This window comes from Psychromonas sp., assembly GCF_047632995.1.
In the GTDB taxonomy this organism is placed as follows: Bacteria; Pseudomonadota; Gammaproteobacteria; order Enterobacterales; family Psychromonadaceae; genus Psychromonas.
Map to the genome: position 1 here is coordinate 1 of NZ_JBLIEK010000035.1, position 15,528 is coordinate 15,528.

15 protein-coding genes are annotated in these 15,528 nt (G+C 40.8%); 3 read left to right on the forward strand and 12 right to left on the reverse strand.

Going from position 1 to position 15,528, the window contains the following annotated elements; translation table 11 throughout:
• From acnA to brnQ, 3 genes are all read left to right on the forward strand, one after another.
• A partial coding sequence (gene acnA / locus ACJAT7_RS08185; RefSeq protein WP_415226310.1) for an aconitate hydratase AcnA occupies positions 1-2,598 on the forward strand: 2,598 nt, incomplete at its 5' end.
• A gap of 226 nt (positions 2,599-2,824) precedes the next feature.
• Positions 2,825-4,189, forward strand: a complete 1,365-nt coding sequence (locus tag ACJAT7_RS08190) for a class II fumarate hydratase (protein ID WP_415226311.1) — start codon at positions 2,825-2,827, stop codon at positions 4,187-4,189.
• Positions 4,190-4,893: 704 nt separating this feature from the next.
• Positions 4,894-6,207 (forward strand): branched-chain amino acid transport system II carrier protein, encoded by a 1,314-nt coding sequence (brnQ, locus tag ACJAT7_RS08195; RefSeq protein WP_415226312.1) that lies wholly within the window; start codon positions 4,894-4,896, stop codon positions 6,205-6,207.
• Positions 6,208-6,439: 232 nt separating this feature from the next.
• Here the strand turns inward: brnQ and ACJAT7_RS08200 are convergent, their stop codons facing one another.
• From ACJAT7_RS08200 to mdh, 12 genes are all read right to left on the reverse strand, one after another.
• Complete coding sequence (locus ACJAT7_RS08200; RefSeq protein ID WP_415226313.1) at positions 6,440-6,916, reverse strand: hypothetical protein; 477 nt, start codon at positions 6,914-6,916, stop codon at positions 6,440-6,442.
• A gap of 113 nt (positions 6,917-7,029) precedes the next feature.
• Complete coding sequence (locus tag ACJAT7_RS08205) at positions 7,030-7,320, reverse strand: coiled coil domain-containing protein (protein ID WP_415226314.1); 291 nt, start codon at positions 7,318-7,320, stop codon at positions 7,030-7,032.
• An 86-nt stretch (positions 7,321-7,406) separates the two neighbouring features.
• The gene (locus ACJAT7_RS08210) at positions 7,407-7,658 is read right to left on the reverse strand and encodes a GlsB/YeaQ/YmgE family stress response membrane protein (RefSeq protein WP_415226315.1); all 252 of its coding nucleotides are present in this window, start codon (positions 7,656-7,658) and stop codon (positions 7,407-7,409) included.
• A gap of 13 nt (positions 7,659-7,671) precedes the next feature.
• Positions 7,672-7,887 carry a DUF3185 family protein gene (locus ACJAT7_RS08215; RefSeq protein ID WP_415226316.1) on the reverse strand — a complete coding sequence of 72 codons (216 nt, stop codon included), beginning with the start codon at positions 7,885-7,887 and terminating at the stop codon, positions 7,672-7,674.
• A 91-nt stretch (positions 7,888-7,978) separates the two neighbouring features.
• Positions 7,979-8,674 carry a 2'-5' RNA ligase family protein gene (locus tag ACJAT7_RS08220; protein ID WP_415226317.1) on the reverse strand — a complete coding sequence of 232 codons (696 nt, stop codon included), beginning with the start codon at positions 8,672-8,674 and terminating at the stop codon, positions 7,979-7,981.
• A 140-nt stretch (positions 8,675-8,814) separates the two neighbouring features.
• On the reverse strand, positions 8,815-9,018 hold the full coding sequence (locus ACJAT7_RS08225) for a hypothetical protein (protein WP_415226318.1): 204 nt from the start codon (positions 9,016-9,018) through the stop codon (positions 8,815-8,817).
• A gap of 448 nt (positions 9,019-9,466) precedes the next feature.
• Complete coding sequence (locus ACJAT7_RS08230; protein WP_415226319.1) at positions 9,467-9,763, reverse strand: HNH endonuclease signature motif containing protein; 297 nt, start codon at positions 9,761-9,763, stop codon at positions 9,467-9,469.
• Positions 9,764-10,572: 809 nt separating this feature from the next.
• On the reverse strand, positions 10,573-10,791 hold the full coding sequence (locus tag ACJAT7_RS08235; protein ID WP_415226320.1) for a hypothetical protein: 219 nt from the start codon (positions 10,789-10,791) through the stop codon (positions 10,573-10,575).
• 24 nt (positions 10,792-10,815) lie between these two features.
• Positions 10,816-12,090, reverse strand: a complete 1,275-nt coding sequence (gene glgC, locus ACJAT7_RS08240; RefSeq protein ID WP_415226321.1) for a glucose-1-phosphate adenylyltransferase — start codon at positions 12,088-12,090, stop codon at positions 10,816-10,818.
• Positions 12,091-12,297: 207 nt separating this feature from the next.
• Positions 12,298-13,716: a siroheme synthase CysG gene (cysG, locus tag ACJAT7_RS08245; protein ID WP_415226322.1), complete on the reverse strand. Its 1,419-nt coding sequence runs from the start codon at positions 13,714-13,716 to the stop codon at positions 12,298-12,300.
• Between the two features lie 105 nt (positions 13,717-13,821).
• Positions 13,822-14,220: a CBS domain-containing protein gene (locus tag ACJAT7_RS08250; protein ID WP_415226323.1), complete on the reverse strand. Its 399-nt coding sequence runs from the start codon at positions 14,218-14,220 to the stop codon at positions 13,822-13,824.
• A gap of 99 nt (positions 14,221-14,319) precedes the next feature.
• Positions 14,320-15,264, reverse strand: a complete 945-nt coding sequence (gene mdh / locus ACJAT7_RS08255; RefSeq protein ID WP_415226324.1) for a malate dehydrogenase — start codon at positions 15,262-15,264, stop codon at positions 14,320-14,322.
• Positions 15,265-15,528 lie beyond the last annotated feature (264 nt).

Here is a 15,528-nt window from a genome sequence, read left to right on the forward strand (position 1 = left end):
AATAGAGGCGAACTAGCGGGTGACAATTCGATAACGCGCTTGCCCGTCTCAATCAAAGTTTTGCTGGAAAATTTATTACGCCATCAGCAGGATGATGGTGATAGCAGAAAAGAAATTGAAGCGCTCGCCAGCAGTCGAGGCCGAGGCAGTACGACAGAAATTAGCTATCAGCCTGCCCGCGTGTTAATGCAGGATTTTACCGGTGTACCGGCAGTTGTGGATCTTGCTGCGATGCGTAATGCATTAGTTAAAGAGGGCCTTGACCCACAAAAAATCAACCCCTTGGCCAAAGTTGATCTGGTAATCGACCATTCGGTTAACGTTGACAAATTTTCGAGTAAATCCGCTTTTGATGAAAACGTGGCTATCGAAATGTCCCGAAATAAAGAACGTTATGAGTTTTTAAAGTGGGGGCAACAGGCGTTTGAAAATTTCAGTGTCGTACCTCCCGGCACCGGGATTTGTCATCAGGTTAATCTTGAATATCTGGCTAAAGTTGTATGGAGTGAAACAGCCGGTGATGAGTGTCTGGTCTATCCTGATACGCTGGTTGGTACTGACAGCCATACCACCATGATTAATGGTCTGGGCGTTTTAGGCTGGGGCGTTGGTGGGATTGAGGCCGAGGCGGTCATGCTTGGGCAACCCATTTCAATGCAGATCCCCGATGTTGTCGGATTTGAACTGACAGGTAAATTGGCAGAAGGGATCACTGCGACGGATCTGGTGCTACAGGTTGTGCAAATGCTAAGAGCGCACGGTGTAGTCGGAAAATTTGTCGAATTTTATGGTGCCGGTCTTGCTTATTTACCCTTGGCAGAGCGCGCGACCATTGCCAATATGGCACCGGAATATGGTGCTACCTGCGGATTTTTCCCGGTCGATCAGCAAACGCTGAATTATTTGAAATTGACGGGGCGTGACCAGCAAACCATTGATCTGGTTGAAGCGTATTGTAAAGTGCAGGGGATGTGGCTTGATGAAACCACCCCAAAGGCTGATTTTTCCGATACTTTATCTCTTGATATGAGCGATATTGAACCCAACCTTGCAGGACCAGACCGGCCGCAGGACAGAGTCCCTATGCGCCAGTTAAAAACCGCGACCGACGACTTTATTGATCTCAATGGAAAGGGTCAGCAAAAGACCACTGGTTTTCCTCTCAATGACAGTGATCAATCGCTCCATCATGGCTCACTGGTGATCGCCGCCATTACCTCTTGCACTAACACCTCCAATCCTGCAGTGATGCTGGCAGCAGGACTGCTGGCGAAAAAAGCCGTGGCAAAAGGGTTGGTTAAACAACCCTGGGTTAAAACCTCACTTGCCCCCGGATCACGAGTAGTGACCGATTATCTTGTGGCAACCGGATTACAACAATCACTCGATACACTCGGCTTTAATCTGGTGGGTTATGGTTGTACTACCTGTATCGGCAATTCAGGCCCTTTACCAAAACCGGTCCAGGATTGTATTGAGGAAAACGATCTTATCGTTTGTGCTGTCTTGTCAGGTAATCGTAATTTTGCAGGACGAATTCATCCACAGGTTAAAGCTTCCTGGTTAGCATCACCTCCTTTAGTGGTGGCCTTTGCTCTGGCCGGCACCACTCGCATCGATCTCAGTCAGGATCCGATAGGAACGGGAAGTGATGGCGAAAAGGTCTATTTAAAAGATATCTGGCCGAGTAACACGGAAATCGCCGAGTTGTTAGAAAGTGTTACTCATCAGATGTTCGAAAAGCGCTATAGCGCCGTATTTGACGGCGATAAAGAGTGGCAGGCAATCCAGTCCGGAGAAGACGCTGATTATCAGTTTTCCGAAGAGTCCACCTATATTCAACGACCACCCTTTTTTGAATCACAATATCGCGATAATTTTAGTAATATTATTGATGCACCTATTCTGGTTATGCTCGGAGATTCGGTTACAACTGATCATATTTCCCCCGCAGGTGCCATTCCCAAAGACAGCCCTGCCGCTCAATATTTGCGAGACCATGGCATTGATGACACAGATTTTAACTCTTACGGCTCACGACGCGGCAATCATCAGATAATGATGCGCGGTACCTTTGGTAATATTCGCATTCGTAATGAGATGACACCGGATAAAGAAGGCGGTTACACCCATTTGCAGGGGCAATCGCAAGCAATGTTTATCTTTGACGCTGCTATGAGTTATCAGCAGGAAAAAAGAGCCAGTGTCGTTATTGCCGGTCAAGAATATGGAACAGGATCGAGTCGGGACTGGGCCGCCAAAGGAACCTTACTGCTTGGTGTCAAAGCCGTCATTGCCGAGAGTTTCGAGCGGATCCATCGTTCTAATCTCGCTGGAATGGGCGTATTACCCTTACAGTTTATGGAGGGCGAGGATCGTAAATCATTGCAGTTAAGCGGTGATGAATCGTTCGACATTATTGGTTTAGAGAGTGATATGAGTGCCAATCAAAAGCTCAACGCCATTATTCATTATCCGTCCGGTGAACAGCGTCAAATTAAATTGTTGTCTCGGCTCGATACGGCCGTTGAGGTTGATTATTATCGCGCGGGAGGCGTACTCACTTATGTACTTAACCGAATAGTTTCAGAGGGTTAACTTCGAGTTGCGAGACTAAAGACTAAACAATATTTCACCACAGTGGACAACGAGAATACTGAGGTTTTTGGTTTAAGATAAAAGTTAAAAGCCTAAAGGCTCGCAACTCGAATCCCAAAACTCTGTGTTCTCTGTGGTGAAAAAGCTTAAAGGTCTAGTTTTTTATGTCTTTGCATTATATTAGTACATAGGCAAGGCATCTTAAATTTTACTAGAGGAAAGAGCAATGAGTTCAAAATACCGCACTGAAAAGGATAGTTTAGGTGAGATTCAAGTTCCTCTAGAGGCGTTATATGGCGCTCAAACTCAACGCGCGATAGATAATTTTAATATTAGCAATTTGCTTATGCCGCCGCTTTTTATCAAAAGTCTCGGTCTGATCAAAGCCTGCGCCGCTAAAGTAAATGGAAAACTTGGTTTGCTCGATCCGCAATTGGCCGAGGCTATTTTTAACGCCGCGATGGAACTGGCCGAGGGCAATCATGTTGATCAATTTCCACTGGATCTGTTCCAAACCGGTTCGGGAACCAGCACCAATATGAACGCCAATGAAGTGATCGCAAATCTGGCGGGCAAGCAACTTAAGCGAAAGGTTCATCCCAATGATGCGGTCAATTGCAGCCAGAGCAGTAACGATGTGATCCCGACCGCCATTCACCTTAGCGCCCAACTCGCATTAGAGCAGCAATTGTTACCGGCGCTTGATGAGTTACAAAAAGTTATTTTAAAAAAAGAGCAAACTCTGAGCGGCTCTCTTAAAACCGGTCGTACTCATTTAATGGACGCCATGCCACTCAGTTTTGCCCAGGAGCTTTCCGGCTGGCGATCGCAGTTAACGCTGGCGGTAAGCCGAATAGTGGATAGTCAGAAGCGGTTATGTCAGATAGCCCAAGGCGCCACCGCGGTTGGAACGGGGGTCAATGCGCCAAGCGAATTTGCCGTTTTATTCGCCGAGCAATTATCAACTTTGAGCGGCAGCACATTTTACAGGGCAGATAATTTTTTCGGCGCGCTAAGCAGTCAGGATACAGCCGTTGAGGTTTCGGGGCAGCTTAAAACTTTAGCGGTAGCGTTACTGAAAATAGCCAACGATTTGCGCTGGATGAACAGTGGACCATTGGCGGGACTGGCTGAAATTAGTCTAAAACCGCTGCAACCTGGCAGCAGTATTATGCCCGGAAAAATCAACCCGGTATTGCCGGAAGCGGTCGCTATGGCTGCCGTTCAGGTGATTGGTAACGACACAACAATTACACTGGCGGGCGGCTCTGGCAACTTTCAGCTGAATGTGATGTTGCCGGTGATTGCCTTTAATCTATTACAAAGCATTCAATTACTGACGGGGGGATGTGGGGCACTGATGGAAACTATTGCTGATTTTACGGTTAATAGTGAAAAAATTGAAGAGAGTTTACTGCGTAACCCCATTTTGGTTACTGCGCTAAATAAAGAGATAGGTTATAACAAAGCGGCTGAGATTGCCAAGCGAGCCTATGCCGAAAAGCGACCGATTCTGGAGGTTGCTAAAGAGATGACCGATTTGGATGGTGATTATCTTGCTCAGCTACTCAACCCGGAAAAGTTAATTTAATGAACATATCCAGAGATGGATTCGTCGAGATAGAGGTCCTGCCGTTATCAGTGCTAACTTTAGTCACTCAGTCTGTATCATGCTGATTTTTTATTTTATCCTCATACTAAAAATGTAGAGCGTAATGCAATGGAGCAACCTTTGCCTTCAGATTAAGTTCAAAACGATCGAGTCTACTAAAATGCTCTGTATAAAACTACAGGGTCAGAAACTAACTAATGAGTGATCAAGCTTGGAAATTACCCGGCCGCTTTCATGTCATTATTTAATAAAACATAAACCCACAAACCTTTGTTTTTTATTTTCGTTTAATCTCATTTTTCAAATACTTATGCAGTCCATATGTTGCATAATTTATTGTATGAGATCCCATATTGTTCTTGTTAATTAGCAACCTGTTCATTTTTAATGCTTTTTCATACTGCGTAAATAACCATCTTTTTTGCATCATTACCCACCCGCCCTTTATGATTAACTTTTCACTTAAACTTGAGCGCTGTTTTTGCAGTATTGTAAGCCTAGTAAATCAATCAAATTATGGTAAAACAATACCTCTTCGCTCTAATATAATGACTTATTTAACGAGCTACAGATTAAGTAGGTTTGTTCGCACATAAATTCTTACCTTATGGATGACGCATAAATATTTCAGTGCATTGACAGTTTACCTCTTTTTAACGAATCAAATGCAACAGGAATATTGAATGAAAAATCGTTTATCAAGCTTTGATATACTCGCTTTAGGATTTATGAACTTTGCCTTCTTCTTAGGGGCGGGTAATATCATTTTCCCACCACTAGCGGGCGCAATGGCGGGAGAGCATTTAACACTAGCAACATTTGGTTTTTTGATTACAGCTGTTGGACTGCCACTGATTAGTTTAATTGCTGTCGCGAAAGCGGGTGGTGGTATTGTCGATATGGCGAAATATCTACCAAGTAAAATCGCTACTTTATTAGCGTTAGCGGTATTTATTGTTATCGGTCCAAGTTTTGCGACGCCAAGGGCTGCATTGGTGGCTTATGAAATCTCTGTTAATCCATTTTTAGATAATCCCGGGCCTGCCAGTTTAGCAGTTTTCTCTATCGTGTTCTTTTTAATCGCTGGCTACTTGTCGCTATCAACGGGTAAATTATTGGATATGATTGGTAAAGTGATCACGCCTTTATTGATTATTTTATTGGTTATTTTATCGGCATCTGTATTTATCAACCCACTTGCTGATTTAGGTAATGCGACTCAGGAATATATCCATAGCCCGTTTACGAAGGGATTTTTAGAAGGGTATAACACCATGGATACCTTAGGTGCTTTAGTGTTTGGTATGTTAATTATTAATGTCATCAAATCAAAAGGTATTGATGATAAAAAAGCGCAATATAAATACCTTATTATGGCAGGTAGTATTGCAGCGCTAGGGTTAACCTTTGTTTATGTATCACTTTTCTATTTAGGTGCAACCAGTCAGGGAATTGCAGCTAATGTAAGCAATGGTGGCGAGATAATTACCCTCTATGTACAAGCGCTATTTAATACACCCGGTTTAATTCTATTGTCTTTAGTCGTTGGCTTGGCTTGTTTAACCACGGCAGTTGGCCTAGTGAGTGCAATGTCTGAGTTTTTAGTCACCCTGAAACCTAATTGGAACAGAAAATTATTAGTGATCATAAACTGTACGTTGTGTGCGTTAGTTACGAATATCGGTTTAAGCCAATTAATCAGTTTATCTGTACCCGTCTTATTTATACTCTACCCAGTTGCTATTGCGTTGGTTGGCTTAACATTATTGGATAGCTTTATTAGCAAGAAAAAACTGAGCTACCGTTTTGTTATGTCTATTGCACTGTTCTTTGGTCTATTGGATGGTTTAAAAGTTGCTGGCGTGAATATGCAAAACTTTGCCTTTTTACCACTATTCGATAAAGGTATGGCATGGTTCCTACCCACATTTGCTGCGTTAATTATCGCTGTTTTTGTTTTTAAAGAATCAACAGAGAAAGTAAATCAACCCGCTTAGTCTTATATCAATATTAAATAACCAGATTTAGCTACAAATTTTATAAGATGCGAGACTAAAATTTTTACGGTTTCCCATTTTGCTAAGCAAGGCTACAAAAACGTTCTTTGCATAAATGGGAAAGGGCTTCTATTAAAACACTCGATAGCAATATCGGGTGTTTTTTTAAATAGCTAAGACGCGCTTCTATTTATTCAAAATAAAAAACCAGACACAGTTACCTTATATATGCTTAACTTTGGTTGTCTGTTAAGTGTAAGAAAAGACCTAATGCGGATAAAAGCAATGCCGTACTGATAATGATGGCTACTGGATAGTATAAATTACCAGCCAAATCCAATTGACTATATTTAATGACCATAATCAACCCCTCCAGAGATAAAGCAACGCAAACAGTTCCGATAAACCGAGGCAGCATTCCCCGTAAAATGGCGACAGCATCCTTATCATTGTCTTCAATAGGACCTGAATATTCTTTATTGATAATCAAGGCTAACTCAAAAACCGCCAACGCAATAATGCCAGTATTGATACTACTTAACAAAACCTCGGTGATATCGGATTTATTGAGTATACCTTCCACAACGTGAATAAATAATGACAAGACAATAACGATAGCCAATCCAAAAAAGATCAGCGTGAGTACTTTTGAAAAAATCATTCTCATTAATGAAATACTTGAATTACTTGAATTACTTGAATTACTCATTATATCCTCTACTAAAACATGAAATTTTAGTTTGACTCAATGTATATAACGCTCCGGTTCAGCGGTGGCGATATAGCGTCGTCCGTTGAAAGCGAAGCGTTAGGCAGATACTATTATTTTTTGAACTTCGCTTTTGCATCACTAATGGCAGCCTTTAGCGAATCCTTGGCGGAATCTACTCCCTCTTTGATTGACCCCCACGCATCTTCGCTCGCATCCGCAAGTTCAGCGAGCTTAATATTTACTTGATCTATCTTGCCTTTCAGTGCGTGAATCTCCTTGTTCAACTCCAGTTGTACATTAGCACTGGCTCCAGACGCCTTAGCCTTAAATTTGTCGATCTCAGCTTCCCATTCGTCCAACTGGGCATGCATCTTCTGTTTATACTGTTCTTTCTTGCTCATTGTGCTCTCCGTTTTATTGCGTTGATGTTGCACCATGCCTCACCGCAAGCAATACCAGTTTGATTGTCTTGTATGCTGCTATTGAGCTAAGCTCTCTTAACTAAACGAATTAAAAATAATAAAATAACTGCGCCAATAGTCGCCATAATTATAGAGCCTAATAAACCGCCGGTTGTTATGCCGAGCACACCGAATAAAAAGCCCCCCAATACAGCACCAACAATTCCCACAATAATATTGCCTATGACACCAAATCCTCTTCCCTTAATTATTTTACCAGCAAGCCATCCAGCCAGTGCGCCGACAGCTAAAAAAATTATTAAGCTAATAATATCCATATTGCCTCCAATATTAGTTTTTTACCAAAAGATAGAGACCAACAACAAGACTGACAGCACCAGTAATGTATAAAGTCATTACCTTATCTGTATCTGAACCTGTAACAGCTTGCGTTACTTGTGATCCAATAGAATCAGATAATTGATACCCCCATATTGCAAGACCAATTCCTAAAACGGCTAGGATAATCCCCAAAATTTTCATTGTAGTTCCTGAGTCTGTTGCCATGTTGATCCCCTATAGTTGAAATAAATGTAATGTTTTTAGTATACAACACAGCACACAATGGCGCGTTGTTATGGATTTGAGTTGTATGCTGTTATTTGGTAGTGCGGAGTTCACAGACAGATAAGGGTTTGGTCACCGACAAGGCTTGATACCAATTATTAAACACCAGCTCCAACCTATCCACTTTAAGTGTACCGAAATCAGTTTTTCTGTACTTGGAAAGCACGTCTATGAATTCATCCCTTTTTCGCAGTGGTGCTCTGAACCGGACTACCGTTGAATGTGCTGTAGATATTTTATACCTTAAATCAATGGTCGTATGAAGATTCGCTTTTTTGAAACTCAACCGAAGTTTGTCACGTAAAAAATGCAGCTGATCATTATCAGGAAAACCTTGAATTAAAATACAAGATGGTGACGCAGTAACACCCGAATACCTGATTTTAAGCGGACCAATCTCTTTCACTGCCAGCTCAAATGCATCCGAATATGCTTTCACATCGATATCTGATAGTTTAAAGTCTTCAACGCAGGTGATGATTGATAATATGGTCAAATGAAATTCATTAGTGGGGTAATAATATTGCTCTGGTTCGATCCCCTTCAATTCATCTAATAATTCGCATATTGCGACCCCAAGAGGATGACTAAGATAAGATAAAACTGACACTCCCCTTCGAGTATCTTCAGAAGAGTTCATTAAATTATCTATCTCATACTTATCATCTTTAATGCACTGAATTGCATTCACCCACATCTCATCATATGTTTTTTGAATATCAGACATAATTAAACACGACTCTTATATGCATAGCGCCGCAAACACTGGCGGTTTGAGATTGACGATCTTTTACTATTTTTTCTTTTAGCAAAACAGTGCGAGCAAAACGTCCATTGGCTTACACTGGTTCAGTAGTTCTGAAAAAGTTAATAACGCCCCATTCCCATCCCCATACCATGGAAGAGACCGCCAAATAACATGCTTAATATCATAAAAATAAAAGACAATATGATAAAGGCCGGGATTGATGCAATTGCTAATTTGACCAGAAAGACAACCATAGAGATAAATGGCATTTTTATATCTACAATTGTTACTTCTTGTTTTTCATTACGCTGAATATCAGACATATTAACTCCTAATCAATAACACTATTTAGAATTAATTTTTCATCGAAAAGTTAATGCTAAATATTCAACCACCCTCACATTTAAAAAGATAGTTATATAGAGATCCAACGCCACCAACACTGGTGCGTAGATTGACGATTTTTACCGGTTTTGACTTTCACTTAAAACCAAAACCATTGCTCTACAAAGTGAAATTCAATGAAGTAGCATCTTCATCATTTAAATCGGATACTGCACTAGCAACGCTCGCTTGCTTTTTTGATATACGCTATACCGTCTATCTAAACATGAAGCCCTGAATCAAAACCGCTATAAGCGAAGTGATTTGAAATAGTTTTCCTAGCGGGATAACCATTTTTAAAACGCTCTTTTATGACTTTATCTAATAAGGGGATATTCCATACATTATTCTGCTCTAATTGCCATTGCTACGCGGCGTAAAAATTGACTAACAAAACCAGGGATAAGTGTCGCTTTTTTCGCGGTTATTTCCCCATTGTAAAGGTTGAAGGTTACTAAGATCATCTTTTCCACCAAGAGCGGTAGGCTCTATATGGTCAATCTCCCAGCCATTTTTTGAACTGGTATTCCCATGTTCTGAAAATTTCATTACGTTTCCACACATGTCCCATCGCCATATTGAAGGTTCAAATTCTTTACCATCTTGAATGATCTTTCGCCCCTTATTCCAAACTGATAATTTACTTTTCTCTTCAATGGATGAAAATGGATATTTATATAACATAGTTGATCCTTAGGTTAAGTTCGTATGGCACCTTAATAACTTGCGAAAATTGTCGGCTAAAATAGAAGCGAAGTGCGATAGCCCGCTATTATTAGTCCTTTTAAATGAATTGTTAGCTGCTTTTTTTTTACTGGGAGCTTCGTTAATCATACGAAGACGATCTGCTGGTTGCGGCGGGAGATAATTACCTTCAACTTTTGACACTATTTTTTACTTCCTGTGTAAGTGATAAATTTAACAGCTCTCATTCTTTTTTATACCATTGAGCTCGACTGCTAGCGACGAATCAACAAGAGGGATCTCTTATCAAAGCGAAGAAACATCCAAGTCATAAGCTATGAAAATAACAATCGAAACAAACAACATAGGCATTGACGCAAACAGCAACCATTTGAATGACAGGTGAATTTGCTTTGAACGTCGGTCATTTACTTCAGTATTGTGAGCCGAACGATCTCGACACTTTTGCTATAAGTATTCATAAACTGAGTAATCAACATCAATCTATGGTTGTTGATTACTGGGGTAAGATTTGTTGTCTTGTGCAATTTTTTATCTGTGAACTGCTTTTCTATATACTCGTCGGTTCTAACTGCTGAAGTCATACCTGACAAGTATTACCCAAAAACAAAAGATACTGCAAATGTGATGCTTGTTGAAGCTGTAAATATGATAGTTGCATTATTCATTTCACACTACTCTGATGGGCGTAATTACAGGTAACACATTATGAGGCCGGTTAATCCCATCAACCCACAAAAAGTACACATTAATTATTTGCAATTGTTAACAAGGTTACTCCTTTATATTTACTTCATCAAGAAGTTAGATCCAGTTAACAAAAAAATAGATGCAGAAAGAGAGAATAGTTCCCTGTTTCTGGTGAAAACACGGGAATTGCAGTGCGGCTGTAAATTTGTTCTTTTTAAACCACCTGAAAAAAGAGCTGCTAAAGCAACTCTTTTATTTTCCACTCCATGACTAATATTACGCAGTTTATCTATTTTACCATAAGATATTTTAAACAACGCGGATCATCCTGGCTGCTCGTTTCAAGCATGCTGCTTTGCAGCTAAAGCCCTAAGCATATCTCTTGTGACAAGGGTGATCCCCTTTTCTGAAACACGGAAACCATTTGCTATATCTTGATCTCTGTCATAACCGATGATTAGGCCCGCCGGGATATGGCACTTAGTATCGACAATAACGCGGAACAATTTACAGTGCTCACCAATATCACTTTCATGCATTAACACCGACTGCTCAACAAGGCTGTATGAGTGAACATGAACACTTGAATATAACAATGATTTACGAACTGTAGCGCCTGAGATAACACACCCGCTGGAAACGGTTGAATCTAGCGCACAGCCTCGGCGCTGGGCATTATCAAAAATAAATTTAGCAGGTGGGAGTTGCTCTTGATATGAGAAAATTGGCCAGCTTTTATCATACAAATCGAATTGCGGTTTAGGTTCAACCAACTCCATATTTGCTTCCCAAAAAGAATCAATTGTACCAACATCTCGCCAGTAAGGTTGGTTCGCACTATTAGGATCTTTGAAGGCAAAGGCGAAGACATTATGATCGTGGATTATTGCGGGGATGATATCATGTCCGAAATCATGGCTAGAGCTTGTATTCGTAGCATCTTTTATTAATTGCTCAAATAAAAAATCTGCATTGAAAACATAATTCCCCATTGAAGCTAAACATTGCCCTGGCTTCCCCGGTATTTCGTTCGGTACAGCAGGTTTTTCATCAAATGCGATAACTTTATTGTCCGCGTTGACTGTCATCACCCCAAAGCTACCTGCCGCCTCTTCTGTTGTTGTTTCAACACAGCAGACAGTCATATCTGAATTATTATTTGCATGTTGAGCTAACAGCATTCCGTAATCCATGCGGTACACATGATCACCAGATAAAATCAAAATATACTTAGCCTTCTGACCACGAATAATATCCAAATTTTGATATACGGCATCAGCGGTCCCCACATACCAATCATCCCCGTAGCGTTGCGATGCTGGTAATATTTCAACAAACTCGGATAGATCAGTCTTAAACGCCCCCCAGCCACGGTTAATATGGCGGATTAAGGAATGTGATTTATATTGCGTTGCAATACCAACACGGCAAACACCTGAGTTAAAACAGTTTGATAACGGGAAGTCTATAATACGAAATTTACCACCAAAATATACGGCTGGTTTAGCACGCCAATTAGTCAACTCAAACAGACGACTACCACGCCCTCCCGCTAAAATAACCGCATAAGTCTCCTTAGTAAGATGACTAATATGCCGTTCGCTATCGTGCAACATAATAAATTCTCCTTATTTTTATAATATAATTTAAATAAAAAAACAATCAAACAAATTATAGTATAGACAGATGAGAATAAAGTAATTATGCGGAGTCATTAGAAATAGATAACACGCCACAATTATGGCGTTTATATCACATTTTAAAGATTGTAAAGGCGAGTACCTCTTACGGGTACTCGCCTTTTTATTTGTGCTTAATTAGCGCTAGTTAAGATTCACTAAAAAAGGATCACGTGAAGTTTTTTGGTTGGTTTCAGGATTAAACCAAGCCAGTTTGTTTGCCAAGTTGACCACTTCCCCAATAATCATCAGCGTTGGGCCCTGCATGCCAGCAGAAAGTTGCACTAATTCAGACAGCTTACCAAGCAGCACATGCTGATCTGGGCAGGTGCCTTTATTAATCAATGCCACTGGTGTATCTTTTGAACGGCCGAAACGCAGTAGTTGAGTTTGTATCTCACTCGATTGAATTAATCCCATATATACCACCAGCGTTTGATTGCTAACAGACAATGCTTGCCAGTTAAGTTCCTTCCCTCCTTGTTTGCAGTGCCCAGTTACAAAGGTGACTGACTGTGAAAAATCTCTATGGGTAAGCGGAATACCTGCATAGGCGCTGCACCCAGAAGCCGCCGTTATTCCCGGGACAACTTGAAAAGCGATACCCGCTTCAACAAGCTCTTCGAGCTCCTCGCCACCGCGACCAAAAATAAATGGATCGCCACCTTTTAGACGTACGACTTTTTTACCTTGTCGCGCATACTCGACCAGCATTTCATTGGTTCGACTCTGTGTTACTTCATGATTTCCCGCATGTTTTCCAACGGAAATTAGATCTGCATCTCTGCGCACTAAATCCAATATCTCTGCCGAGACTAATCTGTCGTAGAGCACCACATCAGCTTGCTGCATTAGCTGCAATGCTTTTAAGGTAAGTAATGAGGGGTCGCCGGGTCCTGCGCCGACCAAGGCAACTTCACCAGAGACAATATCCTCCGTTAAACTGCTCTCCATCAACTTAATTGCGTTATCCGTTTGCCCTTTTTCTAATAGCGCGCCTAAGCGTCCGTTAGCAAAGAGCTTTTCCCAATAACGACGGCGTAATGAGACGTTTTTAATCACTTTTTTCACACGGTGGCGAAACTCACCTGAAATAGCCGCCAAACGTCCCAAATGCATTGGTAGTAATGTCTCTAAACGTTCACGTATTAAACGCGCTAAAACGGGCGCGTTACCGCCACTTGAGATGGCGACAATTATCGGCGAACGATCCACAATGGAGGGCATAATAAAACTAGAAAGCTGAGGTGCATCGACAACATTAACTAATAGCTGTAATTCATTTGCGGCATCCGCAACTTGCTTATTTACCAATTTTTGATCTGTTGCGGCAATCACCAACCATTTGCCTATTAAAAGATCGGCAGTAAAATGGTGCTGAACTGTTTTTAGCTGTTTGGCCTCTGCTTTTTCTAAAAGCTGATCATGAAATTGCGGCGCGCAGACAGTCACATCAGCCCCTGCTTTAAGTAATAGATTTACTTTACGTAAAGCAATCTCACCACCTCCAACAACAAGACAGGGTCGGTTTTCTAACTTGGCAAAAATTGGTAAGTAATCCATCTTAGAACTCAGTTTAATTTAGAAGTGTGAACACTATAAAGAAAACTTTAGATTAGTTAAAACACTAAAAAAGAATTTATTATTTCATTTGATAATATAGGGAAACTAAGCCAATAAAGCCCGCACGCCATCATGCCAAGTAAAGATACCTTTAATCAAACCGTTCTCTAATACAGGTAGGCAACCAATTTTATTGTCTAACATTAAAACTAATGCATCATGAATAGATAGTTTAGGGTTAATGGTAATAGGTGAGCGAGTCATGATTTGATGAGCGCGCTGATTAATAGTCGTTTTATCATGTACTGATTCTGCAGCAGTGCCTAAAAAAGGACTCAAGCAACGCAATAGGTCACGATCACTAATCACGCCTTGTAATTGATTATCTTCGATAACTAATAAATGTCGGAAAGGAGCACAATCAAGAATCTCTTTAACAACAGTTAATTTATCATCCATCTCCACCGTTGCCACACGCGTGGTCATCACCTCAGAAACATTCATTTTTACTCTCTTTATAACCAGTTAATGAAAGCTAAGTATAGGTATAAAAATAAACCGCATTATTAACTGGTTTTGTAAACTGTTAATCAAACTCCATTTTTAGTTGTTATTTTTAACAAAATCAATACCTTTTTGAATATCCGCATGTAAAACACTCAGCATCTCTTGTTTTTTCTGCTCTTCGAAAGGGCTTAAATCTCCAAAGGGTAAAACACGTTCAATGCCATTCCTGCCTAATAGCAGCGGCTGAGTAAAAAATGGAGAGCATGAATTATCGCCATCGACATAAGCATTTTGAATAATGCCCTGTTTACCTAAAAGCGCTTGCACAAGATTCACACCAAAAATAGACGCGGCTCGCGCCATTGAAAGCGTTGCCGAACCGCCACCCGCTTTTGCATTGACGACTTCTGTACCTGCATTTTGGATGCGTTCAGTCAGTTCTATCACCTCTTGTTCGCTAAACGCAACCCCTTGCACTTGCGACAGCACAGGCAAGATAGTCGTTCCACTGTGACCACCAATAACATTTACACGCACATGTTCAGCGGGAAGGCCGGTTTTCTCCGCTACAAAATCCTCTGCACGGATAACATCTAAGGTGGTAATGCCGAACAGTTTCTTTTTATTATATACACCTGCTTTTTTCAGCACTTCGGATGCGATAGCAACGGTTGTATTAACCGGATTGGTAATAATTCCTATACACGCTTCCGGTGCGACCTGTGCAACTTTAGAGACTAATTTTTGGATAATAGAAGCATTAATGTGAAACAGATCGTCACGATCCATACCCGGTTTACGTGCCACACCCGCTGCTATCAAGACGACATCTGCGCCTTCGAGCGCGGGGGTTGGATCATCTCCTGCATAACCATCCACTTGCACACTGGTTGGGATATGACTTAAATCTTTCGCGACTCCAGGTGTAACTGGCGCAAGATCATAAAGTGATAAGGATGAATTTTCCGGCAAATCAAGCTTTAACAATAACGCAAGGGCTTGTCCAATCCCACCAGCGGCACCAAGAACAGCAACTTTCATAAGTATCTCCACAAGTTAATTATTCATATAATTATTTCAGTATATTTTAGTGATAAATAACGACTAATGTTGAAAATGTTAAATGATTGTGATCAAGGTAAAGCTAACTTATAAGGTTAGTCATATTTAAGAGAGGTAACGCTTACTTTCTGAGGAAATATACAAGCTAAAATACCTTCGTTCTTTGCGACCTGCAAAAATAATCTTCAGGCTAAAATTTGATTTCTTTTATTAGCAATAAAAAACGGGAAAAAATCCTCTATA

Excerpts from the sequence above, each read along its gene's own strand:
- ACJAT7_RS08190 (WP_415226311.1), top strand. The coding sequence starts at position 2,825 with ATGAGTTCAAAATACCGCACTGAAAAGGATAGTTTAGGTGAGATTCAA.
- brnQ (WP_415226312.1), top strand. The coding sequence starts at position 4,894 with ATGAAAAATCGTTTATCAAGCTTTGATATACTCGCTTTAGGATTTATG.
- ACJAT7_RS08200 (WP_415226313.1), bottom strand. The coding sequence starts at position 6,916 with ATGAGTAATTCAAGTAATTCAAGTAATTCAAGTATTTCATTAATGAGA.
- ACJAT7_RS08205 (WP_415226314.1), bottom strand. The coding sequence starts at position 7,320 with ATGAGCAAGAAAGAACAGTATAAACAGAAGATGCATGCCCAGTTGGAC.
- ACJAT7_RS08210 (WP_415226315.1), bottom strand. The coding sequence starts at position 7,658 with ATGGATATTATTAGCTTAATAATTTTTTTAGCTGTCGGCGCACTGGCT.
- ACJAT7_RS08215 (WP_415226316.1), bottom strand. The coding sequence starts at position 7,887 with ATGGCAACAGACTCAGGAACTACAATGAAAATTTTGGGGATTATCCTA.
- ACJAT7_RS08220 (WP_415226317.1), bottom strand. The coding sequence starts at position 8,674 with ATGTCTGATATTCAAAAAACATATGATGAGATGTGGGTGAATGCAATT.
- ACJAT7_RS08225 (WP_415226318.1), bottom strand. The coding sequence starts at position 9,018 with ATGTCTGATATTCAGCGTAATGAAAAACAAGAAGTAACAATTGTAGAT.
- ACJAT7_RS08230 (WP_415226319.1), bottom strand. The coding sequence starts at position 9,763 with ATGTTATATAAATATCCATTTTCATCCATTGAAGAGAAAAGTAAATTA.
- glgC (WP_415226321.1), bottom strand. The coding sequence starts at position 12,090 with ATGTTGCACGATAGCGAACGGCATATTAGTCATCTTACTAAGGAGACT.
- cysG (WP_415226322.1), bottom strand. The coding sequence starts at position 13,716 with ATGGATTACTTACCAATTTTTGCCAAGTTAGAAAACCGACCCTGTCTT.
- ACJAT7_RS08250 (WP_415226323.1), bottom strand. The coding sequence starts at position 14,220 with ATGAATGTTTCTGAGGTGATGACCACGCGTGTGGCAACGGTGGAGATG.
- mdh (WP_415226324.1), bottom strand. The coding sequence starts at position 15,264 with ATGAAAGTTGCTGTTCTTGGTGCCGCTGGTGGGATTGGACAAGCCCTT.